Genomic DNA, 12887 nt, shown 5'->3' with positions numbered 1-12887 from the left:
ACCAAAGAAAAGCTGCTCTCAATAGCTGACCATGATGGTCTTCCACTGGTTTCATCAATTCTGGGATGCAAGTTACACGATGCTATCCAAATCAGATTACATGATGTTTCTCAGGCACCCTGCCTGGCTATGGATCAAAAAACACGCCGGGCATCTGTTGCCGCCAATTGACCCCTCATTGCAAGCACGCTTTGACGAGGGGCACGCGTTTGAACCTTATGCAGAGGAGCTTTTTGGTGATCTCATAAAACTCGGCTTTTCAGATTTTTCAGAATACCAGGCTCTGCCCGCGCGCACTCTGGATGCTTGGAGAGATGGTGCGAACGCCGTGGCACAGGGACGCTATGAAGATGGAACCATAACTTGCATCTCCGACATCGTGAGTCGCAGTAGCGATGGGTACGTTTTGACAGAGATCAAGAGCGGGACATCTGCAAAGCCCGAACACACTTTTGATCTCGCATTCCAGCGTGTCGTGCTTGAGGCAGCCGGGTTCCCCATTTCGCGCTGCGAAGTGGCACATGTGAACCGTGATTACTTCAGAAATGGCGAAATCAATCCGCAAGAGCTTGTCAGCATCACTGACATCACGGATGCGGTGACTGAGCAGCTCGAAAAAACACGCACTAGGATTGATCAGGCATTGAGCGTCGTTGCCAGTGGTACGATGCCTGATCCATCCCCCGAACGAGCGCGCCTTAAATCCTACGGTGAATGGCTGGACATTCGCGAAAAGCTCGACCCTCCAATCGTGCAAGACAGCATTCACCGCCTTCCGTTCATGAACGCGGAAAAAGCCTCGGAACTCATCGCAAATGGGATCACAAAGATTGACGAGATCACTGATCCATCTGTGTTGGGCAAGTCGACACAACGCTACTTGAGAGCAGTGGCGAACGGTGCACGCACAATCGATCATCAGGAGTTGAGCAGGTTTCTGAGCGAGATTGTCTATCCGGTCTATTATTTTGACTACGAAACGTCTCAGAGTTTGGTGCCACCCTGGGACGGAACGCGTCCCTATCAGCAAGTGGCTTTCCAGTATTCCTTGCATATCCAGCATGAGCCTGGCGGAGAAATTGAGCACAGGGAGTATCTCCACCGAGACGCCAGTAACCCGATGCCAGCCTTACTGGAAAGGCTACGTGAGGACATGGGAGACGTTGGCTCTGTAGTGGTTTGGTATGCGCCGTTCGAGAAATCGCGCAATGCGGAAATGGCGGAAACTTATCCAGAGCATGCAGAGTTCCTGGAAGGCCTAAACGCACGGGTTGTAGATCTTATGAAGCCGTTTGCGGATGAAGTGATCAACGATCCCGCGTTCAAGGGAAGCGCCTCTGTCAAGGCCGTTCTTCCTGCGTTTTTGCCAGAACTTTCATACGATGATCTGGACATCAAAGAGGGGGCAAGCGCATCTCGTCTTTGGAAGGACGTAACATTGACAGAACCGGATGATCCAGCGCGCGAGAAGGTCTATTCTGATCTTGTGGCGTATTGCACGCGCGACACCTGGGCGATGGTCGCCATTCATCGGGAATTGCTGGCGATGTGAGCTGTGGTGCGTACCGCAAGACTTTTGCGACCGAGCTCTGCGGGGTATCCGTGTGATCTGTCGGCGTTAAGGCAGCCGTAATACTCAATCTTGCCACTCCAACCGATACAAGACGTGGTGACCGCGTAGACCTTTCAGGAGTCTGGGTTCTATTTGAGAAAATGAGAAATCGGTTCGTCCTCCGACCATGGCGCGAGTCGCATCTGAAACGAGTATCTCGCCTTCCGCACCAACGGTCGTTATGCGTGACGCTTTGTTGACCACAGTACCGAAAAAATCTCCACGAGATTGCACGACATCACCGGTGTGAATCCCAATCCGAACACCGAAAGATGGCTCCCCGGTTGCCGATGCAATGGCCTTCTGAATCTTGATAGCGGCCGTTAGCGCTTCTTTCGCAGACGGAAAGACTGACAACGTTCCATCTCCAAGGGATTTAACGAACTGGCCATTATGCTTTTCAATGATCGCCGATAAGACTTGGAAGTGGTTTTCGATCAGCACCGACCAACGCTGATCACCCAACGCTTCCGCTAAAGTTGTACTGCCCTCCACATCAGTGAAAAGTACCGAAGCTAAACCTTCGGTTTGGATCAGCTCGGGTCCCTCTTCACGCGCAGCATCGACCAGTTTTTGGATGGCCGGCTGTTCTTTACCCACGAGCTCAATATTTGGCGTTGGCACTGAAGCGTGGCGATTAATGATCTTCCAAGCCGCTCCCTCCAAGACAAAAATTAGGACAGTGCGATAAAAGACGGCTTCATCAAAGCCGACAAACTGAATCTTATGGACGAAGGACGACCATCCCGTTTCTCCGTTTTCAAAGGCTTCCGCCTCAACTTCTTCGAAAACGACCGGTGCCGGAATCTCCGCGAAAAAGCTGCTAACCCCACCGCGAACTGCTCGCCCGCTCCAAAACTCACCTTCGCCAGTTCCAACGAACCTTAGTTCATCTGCTTTCGACAGAAAATTCTGCAACTCATCAGTATTCTTCTTGGTTCTGAGTATTTCATACCAACGCCTCGAAACCGCCAGTAATTCAGGTGAGGAACGTATCATCACAAATGACTCGAGACGCTAAATGGAATGAGGCTTACAAGGTCTTGCAACCGGGATCTCCATTTTTCGAAAGATACAGGTCAATGCTGCCGCTGAGGTTTGGTCAGATCAAGACTTTTGTATTTTTCCAGAACAGAGCGCATCAGACGCAGATCAAAAGACGCGCGTCGGTTCAGAGCGAACTATCGACGGAGTTTCTGAGTTCGCGTCCGGATCATAGGGGATCGAATCGTTTCGCTGTCTGAGAGCTACTCGACGCTGTACTGACCCGTAAAATAGGATGCTTCATTCTTTTTGGCACACGCTAAGCTAGAAGGTTCCCGGAACTACGCGGTGAATTTCGAAGTGCAGCACACTCCGTCTTGACATGGTCATACGAACTGGTTCAGCTTCGTTTCATGACGAACAAACGCATCCACTGCCATCGAATATCGGCCTGAGGTCGATAACCCACGCGAAATCCGTGGGAGGCAGCATTGGTATGCGGGCGAGGCTTATATCCTTGTAATTGCTCCAGATTAGAGTGCACGAGTCGGTTCGATTCCGACGCCTCCTACCATCCTCAGGAGGTGTCCGACATGGCGGACGAAGTTACGAACGCAATTGATTTCGACGACATCAAGCAATCGGTCGAGGAGAGCCTCGGACGCACACCCGAAGGCTGGTCCGGCTTGACCACAAAGCTCTTCACAGAGGTTAAGGAATACTGCGATCTGAAGGGTGCCACCTACCCCTTTGTCCTCCAGATCAAGGAGAAGCTGGGACAGCTCCGCATCTACCACAGGTGTGATGATCGACACATCCAGTCGATGATCACCACCACGATTGCACGAGCAAATCGTACCTGTGAGCGATGCTCAAACGCTGCTGAGACCCAACTTCTGAACGGCTGGTACACGACCCTGTGTTGTTGGTGCGCGCATGATGTCGCGAGCAAGCGCCACCCTGAAAGGAAGAGGTTCTTTGGCGTTCGGAAAAATCCTGTTCGGGATCAAATGACCTGCTCAGTTTGTGGCTATTTCGGTCAGATCGACCGAACGGATGACCGTAATCGGTGCCCCGCGTGCGTGAAGAAGGACTGGTGATGACCGCCGAACAACAAGTGATCTTCAATAAAATTATCGAAGGCGACGATGATGAGGACTACGCCCGGAAGCTCATGAATACGGGCTCGCTGGCCACCGGTCATGTCCCGCCGATTGCCCTTTGCCAAGTCTCGAGAGGGGTCTTCCATCTCAACAAGACCAAGTTCTGGAGAATGTGACTGATGGATGATTTCGAAAAGAGCTGGAAGGAATTCCGGGAAAAGGTTCGAGGTGTGATCGAGGACCATGGAGCTCCAGATGATCTCCGCTCATTTGACGCCTGGTACGCCGAAGAGATGCGTATGGTGATGGCGCACAACTACCCAGCTCCGCACGTCTCTGACGTCACATGGTCGACCGAGGGTCTGCATGTCGAGTGTGATGGCCGTGAAGTGGTCGACCGTATGATGACTGCTATAGCGGAAGTTTCACACGATCTCAAAGAGGCGCGGGCCCGGAGGTCAGTGATGAGCAGTGTTGTCGACTGGAATGATATTCATGGAAGCGTCTTCAAGCAGCTTGGTGAGTATCGTGCCGGGTGGGCGGAGCAGCTTACGCTTGCACTTAAGAAAGTGAAGAGGTTGATCGACGAGCAGCCCGACCTGTTTGGTGATGAACGCCCGTCCATCGTTCAGATCAAACAGAAATGGGGAGGCTTGCGCGTCTATGAGGGCCCGGGCTGCAACCAGGCTACGAGTGAAGAGATCCAGTGGCGTGTCGATCAGATTGAGCATACCTGTGAAGGTTGTTCTAATTCTGCCCAACGCCAGAGCATCCTTGGGTTTGTGACGACGCTTTGTAGCTGGTGCTACAATGATGCTCTGCGCCGGCGATTTGAGGGCGCCGAAGAATCCTGGCCCGACAGCCTGAGGCTGGACATTGTGGAAAACTATCCAGACCTCGTTTCCCCGGATTGCGCATCTCTTGTTCCTGCGGTCGGAAAGGGCTGGCTCGTAGTGATTTCGCAAGCACTCCACAAGCTTTCCTTCAGTCAGGAGTTCAGGGCACTGGACCCCGGAACTATTCAGATCTCGAATATTAAGAAAGGCCAGGATGGCAAGATTTCCATCGGTTTCAGTCGATACCACGATCTCATTCAGGAGTACGCTGACTGGATGAAGTTTCGATGCGGCGTGACGTGTGAAGAGTGTGGCCACGTTGGTGACATCGTTCGGACAGCCGACAGGTCTCAAGTGCTCTGTTCTCACTGTTATTATACTCGGGAGAAGTCTGATGGGTGATGACGACGACGTTGAGCTGGATGAACAAACCTTGCGTTTGCTTAGGCTTCGGGAGGCTGAAATTGCGGCTGGTCGAGCAAAACTAACCAAGCCGATTACCTCGGATGAGATCCGGTCGCGAAAGGTGCCTGATCCGCAGGGTAAACCAGATGAGTGACGAGACTACAGAAGAGGAAATCCCAATTTTCGTGATCTGTGAGACTTTGGTGAACGGCAAACTTCGAGAGATTGAAGGAAAAGAGATCACTGTAAAACCAAACAAGATCTTAGTCTTGACGATCAGTGTCGAGGATGTTGAGCGATGACAGATGATTTTTCAGAAGACGAGATCTTCGGGCGCCCGTTACAGGATGTTCCTCTGGATGACTTGATCGCAGAGTTGCAAGCTCGTCGCAAAGAGGGTCCGGAGGTCTGGCTTGCATTGCGCAAAATGATTTTCGAGCAAATCGCCGATTTTGCACAGCGTCCGGCCGATGCGCCCAAATGGCGGGATGAATGGGTCAAAGAGAACACCTGGGATCTAGTGACTGACGACGATGATGTCGAGATCACTGATGGTAGCGGCAACGTGTTCGACGACCTCGGGATCGAAGACCCAAGGAAGAAGACTTAGTGATGGGGGCGGAGCATATCAGCTTGATCTTATCCGCCGTGATCATTGTCGCGTTGGCGATCTACGTCAGACACATCGTCCAAACTGCCGGAAAAGATCGCGAAGTCGACCCAGAGCGAGTTCGAAGGATCATGCGAGACCTGGACTACAGCTACCTGGACCGAGTGATGAACTGGCGAAGGAAGGGGTAGCGGGATGTTGAAGGTGGTTGTCTATGTCGGCGAAAACGAGGTCGCTCGAGCCATTGCTGAGAACGCTTCAGATCTGGCTGACGTGTCTGATTACAATATCCGCATGAATGAGAGGGCATCTGAACAGCTCGGTGTTGAAGAACGAGGCCTTGGCGGTAGAATCGAAGACCACCCACGAAATCAAACTGTTTGGTCGCTTGTTCGCAAGATCGCAGACCTTTGGCTTGCAGGGACTGGTGCTGGTGAAAAAAGCGCTCAGGCAAAGCTGCTGTCGTTGATCCGTGAGTCCATTCGCGAACCAGACGAGTGGATAGAAAAGGAATCGAACCAGAATGACGATTGGAATGCTGTGATCAAGCAGATGTCTGATGACGAGCCGTATTCCCTAGGCTTCTACGCTGACAAATTTGAGTCGTGGACAGCGGACGAGATTGAAACTCTTCGATGTGATGTGGTTGAATCAGCCACAGAGGAAGAACTAATGGCCGAGGTCGAACGCCGGCGAAGAGCTGGTCTACTGCCCAAGGAGGCCTCGAATGATGGCTTCTCAGATATGGTTGATGATCTCTGGGGCAAGCTCGATACAGACCCAGACCGCTAGTACAGCTTACCTGCCGCCATTAACCAAAATTTGACATAAGAAGTCTGTGGCGACTGTAGTTGTAGTAGTGCGTGCTTCTTCTAAGCGCCTCTCCTGCTAGGAACCAAAGCGCCCCGGATAAGCATTTCCCCAGCACTGCTCTGCGGAACTATGTACCACCAGTCTCTACGATGAGCATGGTTGACCGCAACCAGCCCGAAGCGGACCTACAAAATCCGACTTTGCAATTCTCGTGTTGCGGACAAGTTAGGCCGCGTACTGCCAAGGTCTCAGCGTCGCTAGCCACTGAACTCTGACAGTGGCTCCGCAACTACAATTGCTTAACACAAACTTTGCGCCAAAGACTGTTGCCAAGCTCTGTTTCAGTTCATTTTGCCTGACAACGTTTGTGTCGGCAGTTGTCCAAAGAGTGCTCTGTAGTCTCGCGCGAACTGACCCATGTGCCAAAATCCGTAAGCGTTTGCGATGTCCGATATACTCTCCTTTGGCGAGCAGGATACCAGTTCATGGCGCACAGCACCGAGACGGACTCTTAGATAAAACTGCTTGGGGCTCACTCCATATGTGTCCTGAAACGCGCGACGAAGAGTGCATGCAGATACCTGAATATCTGCACATACTTCACCGATTGAAACGTTATCCATCAAATGGGCCCGCATGAACTCAACGGCTTGTTGTGCTAAACGGGTTCTATTTTTACTGTTTCGCCGATCACCCCATTTTTCGCCTACCACCAGCATTTCCAGAAGCTCTAAGATCATATCACTCTCTTCGCTATCAGAGCTTGGTCCGGCCGCTGATCCAATTAGAAAGCGCGCTTTGTTTTTGACTAAGGAATGAAGCTTGCCAGCGTCGCTAACGAAAGATCTTAAAGCGTCATTTCGCACGGTGCTGATATCAAGACCGCAATCGTCGGCGATCCGTTGAGCCCTTCGGATGTCGATGCCAAAGGTCAGGCCTGTGAGCGTTGAATTGCTCATGCCTTCAAAAGGGTCTCCGCTACCAAAATTCATCAGAGCGGTGTCTGAGGGTGAGCCGTTAAGCCAAGTCCGTACACTCCCTTTGTCTGGTAAGCCAAACGCTAGAATGTCAGGGCGAGAAACACCAGTTTGGTACACAGCCTTATCAAACGACAAATCAATCATTTGAAGGTCAAGACCTGCCCAAACGGATACCGAAGAGTTCATAGTTCCCTCCTCAATTTGGCGTAGCTCAACATCCCATTGGGACAGCTCGCGGAATTGCGAAGGGTCCTGCAAAAAAAGTGTGTTTGGGGCGCAGGTTTTTTTGGGGGCTGATCGTTTTTTGATGTCGTCCATTCCGCCTCGCAGGTAGTTTTCATGAAATGTTATTCGAATATGTAGGCTTGGACAATTGCAAGACAAAGCAGACAAATCGAGAGGGAAGAGGTTCGGACGCCCATCGTTGCCTGACGATACTGCGCGCACCGAACGCGTCGTAACGCTGCTAACCAAAAGCGAAAAAGAGTTGTTGCGCTCACAGGCTGAAGACAGCGAACTCTCCCTTTCAACCTTTTGCCATCATCTGATCCTTGAAGGTCTGAAAACAAGTAAATCATGAAACAGGGATATCTCATGAAATCAAAACTGTTCCTCTCAGCGCTGGTCTTTACCGGCTCCGCTATCACGGCGGCAGCTCAGGACAGCAATATCGTGCATGATGCGGAATACTATGTCCTGAAGCAGCAAAACGAAGCCGTTTGGGTCGAGAACGACGCACAGGTTGACCAACTGCTGGCCGATTTTCGTGAGAAAAACGGAGGGAACCCTCCAAACATCTTCTACATCCTTATTGACGATATGGGTTTTGGCGACATGGGTATGCCCGAGATGAACGCGATACGCGGGTATTCGACGCCCAATATCAACGCGCTCGCAGAGGAAAGCATGCGGTTTGCGCGCATGTATACCGAGCCGTCCTGCACACCGTCGCGGGTCGCCTTCATGACGGGTCGCCAGCCGTATCGCAATGGGATGGGCGATACCGCCGTCGATATTTCAGGTTTTGGCCTTGCCGATGAAGAAGTCACAATTGCCGAAGTTCTGAAATCCGTAGGCTACAACACCTCGCATGTTGGCAAATGGCACATGGGCGACATTCAGGAATCCTGGCCTACTTATCAGGGCTTTGACTACGCCGCGTTCCCCATCCATCAGCAGGGCCAGTTGGCCATCTTCAACGAAGATGCAGCCAAGGAAGAAATCACCATGGCCATAGGGGAAGACAACTACAACTCCAAATACACGCTGGATGATTGGTTTCGCCCTGATCCGGGACACATGATTACCGGCCTCGAAGCTGTTATTGGCGGGGAGGTCCGCGAAGTCCATATGGAACCGGGTGAGAAATGGACCCAGGACAAATATAATGAAATGAACATCCGCTATCAGGCACAGGCGATGGAACAGTTGCGCCTGCTAGCAGAACGGGATGAACCGTTCTTCCTGCAATACTGGCCGCTTGTCCCTCTGTCGACAACGCGCACGACGAGAGAGGCGTTCACGACACCCAACGGCGGTACATTCGTTGAAAGCATGGAAGAGCTGGATGAATGGATCGGGGTCATTCTGAACGAAGTCGATGCGCTGGGGCTTAGGGACAATACCCTGATCGTTTTGATGGGCGACAACGGTCACTTCACCAAATATGCCCCCGGCAGTGGGTTTTCGCCGCTGGTCTTCCGGGGCGGCAAGGCCGATACGTCTGAAGGAGGCGTTCGGGTGGATGCGTTCGCCCGCCTGCCCGGCTTGATCGAGGGAGACTCGATTGTATCTGACATTATTCATATCTCTGATTTGTTCACGTCAATTGCGCGTATCGGCGGAGCGATGGATGCCATCCCCCGCGACCGGATCATTGACGGTGTCGATCAGACGTCCCTGATGTTTATTGGCGATACGCATGGGCGCAGGGATCATGTACTGATCTACTCGATCAATTCGCTGAAAGAGGTGGTAAAGGAACACATCAAACTCAAAGTTCCGGCCAAAGGTGAAAATGCTATCGTGGCCAAGTTCTACAACCTGTTCCGCGACCCCCGCGAAGAACAGAGCGTATCGACCGAGATCGGAGCATGGGCTGGACATGAGTTTAACCGCATTATTGCCCGCCACCTGAAATTTAAGGAAATGTACCCCGATCAACCGGCCGCGACTGGACGTCCCTATGAAGGTATCGTGAACCTTCGTCCTGAAACCGTCGCAGCGGTGGATGCCTTTGTCGCCAAGCGGGACATTCAGCCCGACTAAAGGGTGAAGCTGATAAGAGTAATGCAAGCCCCGCATCAGATAATGATATGCTTGATGTGGGGCTTGGCATCCACAACAAAAATTCTGGAAACAATATGAAAATCCAAGCGCTTGTCCTTGCATTGGCGACTGGCATTGTTGCGGCCCCAGCAATCGCCGATGAAAACGCTTCAAACCCTTTGGCCGCAGTTAATAACACGGACATCCGGTATCAGTATTTTGATTTGGGCAACGGTGCTGACAAGCAGGACGCCTTTATAGATGGCGCATACATGCTGCGGCCTGATCTGAAACTGAAATATGAGTTGCACTACAACTCAACGGATGTGACTGGAACTCGGTTCACTGACTTCGAGAAATTGAGCCTCAAAGCGATCTATTTCCCTTCTCAGAGACCGCTCAACGAAACGTGGGCCATCAAGTCGGCCATTGGTCTGGAGTGGATTCTGGACTTTGGCGACCCGGAAAAAGGGATCGGAACCGGGTCCGATCAAATTGCGCCTTTTGGCGGGTTCGCCTTTGCAAACACAAAATCAGGGCTGACGCTGATCCCACTGCTCCAGCATTTTGCTTCATACAATGGCCCGACGGACATAAACCAAACTGCGATGCGGTTGATTGCGCTACAACCGTTTGGCGATGGGTACTGGGCCAAGGCTGACATCAAAGCACCATATGACTGGGAGAACGATGCTTGGCCAGCGACCGCTGAGTTCCAGATTGGCAAGAACCTCAGTCCTGGCATCGCAATTTATGCTGATTTCCTAATCGGTATAGGTTCCGACCGCCCCTACGATAAAGGTGCCGGCTTGGGTTTGCGTTTCAACTACTAGTTCACCCACACCCAACCTCGGCGAAGATCATCTATGTCACAGTCCAGAACTCTGTTCAGCCATTTGTATTCTGCGCCTATCTTGACCCTTCCTGGAACTGCCTTGAGCCAATCCCTGCCCGCGCCGGGTTGGTAGGAAATAAATTGGCGTCACTCGCGCCGCATCATTCTACCTGGTCGCTCCGCTCTGAACGCGGGGAAGATCAACAGTCTCTGGGCGATCCGCTGAGATGGATTTGAACCTTGAAACTGAATCCGTTGTTCGCGCTTCTAATCCCCAGCCAGCGATGCTCAGGCCCAGAGTTCTGAGAAAAGAGACTTCTATTACGATCTGTACCCAAGACTTTGCAAAGTCCGCTGTCTGCGCATTGCTGTCATTAGGACATCGCGCAGCATCGGTCAAAATGGGCTCTAATAGATCATTCTCTGCGGTGTACGGATCGGCCGATGGCAGCCCGAAGCAGACATTCACAGTCACGCTTTTCAGTTTACAGTTTCGCACCAAGCCATTGACTGGGAAATTCGCGACGTTCAGGAGGTCATGTTGTCTTTTCCAAGCAACGTAATTTGCGCTACCAATAGACATGAATGGAGACCGCAGACTTTCCGCAGTACTCTCGGCCGATGTAGTAAACTACTCAGGCCAGATTAAGGCAGATGAAAATAGGACTCTCAGCGAACTTCGTGTTCTACGTCGAGAGCTATTTAATCCCTTGGTTAGCGATCATCGCGGTAATGTCGTTAAGAGGATGGGTGATGGATGGATCGTCGAGTTTAACTCGGTATCTGATGCAGTACGATGCGCCCTTGATCTTCAAAGCCAGGTGTCAACTCAGTCCTCACTGAAACTACGAGTGGGCGTGCATCTTGGAGATGTTGTATTCGACGAAGATGACATTTTCGGCGATGGCATCAATCTATCCGCACGTCTACAAGAGGCTTCCGACGAAGGGGCTGTGTTAATTTCAGATGTCGTCCATCGCAGCCTTGACGAGCGCCTCGCTGAGCAATTTCATCGCGCTGGAGAGCGACAGTTTAAGAACGCGCCGTCACCAATTGAAGTCTTTCAATGGTCGCCGCCAGGTTCTGCCCCACCGCGAGTAACTCCGGCTAGCCATACAAAGTCTCAGCTAATCGGCGTCCTACCTTTTGATAATCTTTCTTCTGACCCCGATCAGGAGTTTTTTGCAGATGGCATTACCGAAGAGATCATCACCACTTTATCAAAACTCCCGAATTTACTGGTCGTCGCGCGTAACTCTACATTCGTCTACAAAGGTCGATCCGTTGACGTGAAGCAGGTCGGTCTGGAGCAGGGTGTCGATCTTGTTCTTGAGGGAAGTGTCCGTCAAAGCGGTAACCGGGTGAGGATCACAGCACAGCTAATCGATGCAAAGTCCGGCATGCATATTTGGGCAGACCGCTATGATCGCCTCATTGAAGATGTATTCGAAGTTCAGGATGAAATCGCACTTAGGATTGCAACCGAGCTTCAAGTCGAACTGTTGGCGGGAGAAATGGCTCGTTTCAGAGGATCCGGCACGAAAAACCTAGGCGCGTGGACTGCTCAACTAAAGGCTGTGGAGGCCTCGCGCAGAATTACTAGGGAAGCTCAGGCCGACGCTCGCCGAATTGCACAACAGGCAATTGCACTCGACCCGGGTTACTCGGCTCCGTATTGTACTTTGGGATTCATTTGCACTGTCGAAGCACGACATGGATTTGTTGCTGACCGGCGTGCCGCGCTAGCGGAGGCTCGTGACTGCGCTCAGCGGGCTCTGGAAATAGACAGCTATAACCCAGAGGCTCACGCTATTGCGGGTTTTGCAGACGCAATCGATGGCAAGCTGGTTTCGGCTATCGAGAAGTTCAACGAGGCACTAGCGCTAAATCCGAACCACGCTGACGTGGCTGCCAGACTGTCAATCACCCTAGCTTTCAATGGCCAGGCAAATGAAGCGATCAAAGTCGCACAACAAGCCATTACCCTGAACCCTCACTATCCAGGTTGGTATGCAGGCGTTCTGGGTTTAGCCCTTCGACTTGACGGTCAATACGAGGAAGCCAAGAAAGCATTCACCGAATATGGTCAAAGGGTTGAAGGCTTTGGTCACCTCGACCTCGTAATCGTCCATGTAGAGACGGAGAACCTTAAGGCCGCTCGCGATGAAGCACGGAATGTGATGAAATACCGCCCTCAGTTTTCCATATCGGACTGGGCGAAAACTCAACTTTTCTCTGACAGAGGAAGGCTGGAGAAAGACTGTGCGTCTTTGCGACTAGCCGGTTTGCCTGAATAAGAGCAGGGTTTCGCAGTAGCAGGTTGGTTTGTGATGGAAACCGATCTCACACGTTTCCGATTCGGGTTCGCGATGGCCTTGCGCTTCTAGGTGCCTTGGCGGTTGACCGTTGCTAGGGTGCAGCGGGTGGTTGGCCCGCGAGAC

Annotated in this window: 14 protein-coding genes and 1 tRNA gene; 13 read left to right on the top strand and 2 right to left on the bottom strand. The window is 51.9% G+C overall.

Features of this window, described 5'->3' with window-relative positions:
* Nucleotides 1–31 precede the first annotated feature (31 nt).
* On the top strand, nucleotides 32–1552 hold the full coding sequence (locus ACR3E7_RS15250; RefSeq protein WP_480504110.1) for a DUF2779 domain-containing protein: 1521 nt from the start codon (nucleotides 32–34) through the stop codon (nucleotides 1550–1552).
* A gap of 84 nt (nucleotides 1553–1636) precedes the next feature.
* Here ACR3E7_RS15250 and ACR3E7_RS15245 read toward each other — a convergent pair whose 3' ends face one another.
* A complete protein-coding gene (locus ACR3E7_RS15245; protein WP_170782234.1) occupies nucleotides 1637–2611 on the bottom strand; it encodes an adenylate/guanylate cyclase domain-containing protein in 975 nt (324 codons plus the stop codon).
* Nucleotides 2612–3076: 465 nt separating this feature from the next.
* Between ACR3E7_RS15245 and ACR3E7_RS15240 the strand changes: the two genes are divergently transcribed.
* The 8 genes from ACR3E7_RS15240 (at nucleotide 3077) to ACR3E7_RS15205 (ending at nucleotide 6342) form a co-directional block, all read left to right on the top strand.
* Nucleotides 3077–3170, top strand: a tRNA-OTHER gene (locus ACR3E7_RS15240).
* 19 nt (nucleotides 3171–3189) lie between these two features.
* The gene (locus tag ACR3E7_RS15235) at nucleotides 3190–3696 is read left to right on the top strand and encodes a hypothetical protein (protein WP_480504111.1); all 507 of its coding nucleotides are present in this window, start codon (nucleotides 3190–3192) and stop codon (nucleotides 3694–3696) included.
* Entirely contained in the window at nucleotides 3696–3875 is a 180-nt protein-coding gene (locus ACR3E7_RS15230; RefSeq protein WP_170782244.1) for a hypothetical protein, read from the top strand. The genes ACR3E7_RS15235 and ACR3E7_RS15230 overlap by 1 nt, the downstream gene beginning before the upstream one ends.
* Nucleotides 3876–3878: 3 nt before the next feature.
* Nucleotides 3879–4937: a hypothetical protein gene (locus ACR3E7_RS15225; protein WP_170782243.1), complete on the top strand. Its 1059-nt coding sequence runs from the start codon at nucleotides 3879–3881 to the stop codon at nucleotides 4935–4937.
* A complete protein-coding gene (locus ACR3E7_RS15220) occupies nucleotides 4930–5094 on the top strand; it encodes a hypothetical protein (protein ID WP_170428341.1) in 165 nt (54 codons plus the stop codon). Before ACR3E7_RS15225 ends, ACR3E7_RS15220 begins: the two co-directional genes overlap by 8 nt.
* Nucleotides 5087–5242, top strand: a complete 156-nt coding sequence (locus ACR3E7_RS15215) for a hypothetical protein (protein ID WP_170408639.1) — start codon at nucleotides 5087–5089, stop codon at nucleotides 5240–5242. The genes ACR3E7_RS15220 and ACR3E7_RS15215 overlap by 8 nt, the downstream gene beginning before the upstream one ends.
* Nucleotides 5239–5550, top strand: coding sequence for a hypothetical protein (locus ACR3E7_RS15210; RefSeq protein ID WP_170603678.1), 312 nt, complete (start codon nucleotides 5239–5241; stop codon nucleotides 5548–5550). Before ACR3E7_RS15215 ends, ACR3E7_RS15210 begins: the two co-directional genes overlap by 4 nt.
* 195 nt (nucleotides 5551–5745) lie before the next feature.
* Complete coding sequence (locus tag ACR3E7_RS15205) at nucleotides 5746–6342, top strand: hypothetical protein (protein ID WP_480504113.1); 597 nt, start codon at nucleotides 5746–5748, stop codon at nucleotides 6340–6342.
* 362 nt (nucleotides 6343–6704) lie between these two features.
* Here ACR3E7_RS15205 and ACR3E7_RS15200 read toward each other — a convergent pair whose 3' ends face one another.
* Nucleotides 6705–7661: a helix-turn-helix domain-containing protein gene (locus tag ACR3E7_RS15200; RefSeq protein WP_480504114.1), complete on the bottom strand. Its 957-nt coding sequence runs from the start codon at nucleotides 7659–7661 to the stop codon at nucleotides 6705–6707.
* Between the two features lie 106 nt (nucleotides 7662–7767).
* Here ACR3E7_RS15200 and ACR3E7_RS15195 point away from each other — a divergent pair, with 106 nt between their 5' ends.
* The 4 genes from ACR3E7_RS15195 to ACR3E7_RS15180 all read left to right on the top strand — a co-directional run bounded on the left by ACR3E7_RS15195 (nucleotide 7768) and on the right by ACR3E7_RS15180 (nucleotide 12743).
* Nucleotides 7768–7923, top strand: coding sequence for a hypothetical protein (locus tag ACR3E7_RS15195; protein WP_170380012.1), 156 nt, complete (start codon nucleotides 7768–7770; stop codon nucleotides 7921–7923).
* 14 nt (nucleotides 7924–7937) lie between these two features.
* Nucleotides 7938–9611, top strand: coding sequence for a sulfatase-like hydrolase/transferase (locus ACR3E7_RS15190; RefSeq protein WP_170477051.1), 1674 nt, complete (start codon nucleotides 7938–7940; stop codon nucleotides 9609–9611).
* A 47-nt stretch (nucleotides 9612–9658) separates the two neighbouring features.
* Complete coding sequence (locus ACR3E7_RS15185; protein WP_170592131.1) at nucleotides 9659–10444, top strand: hypothetical protein; 786 nt, start codon at nucleotides 9659–9661, stop codon at nucleotides 10442–10444.
* 583 nt (nucleotides 10445–11027) lie between these two features.
* Entirely contained in the window at nucleotides 11028–12743 is a 1716-nt protein-coding gene (locus ACR3E7_RS15180) for an adenylate/guanylate cyclase domain-containing protein (RefSeq protein WP_480504115.1), read from the top strand.
* Nucleotides 12744–12887: the final 144 nt, after the last annotated feature.

The organism is Ruegeria sp. BK1, assembly GCF_056535645.1.
Note: the sequence above shows the minus strand (reverse complement) of the source record. Positions and strands in the feature narration are given on the sequence as shown.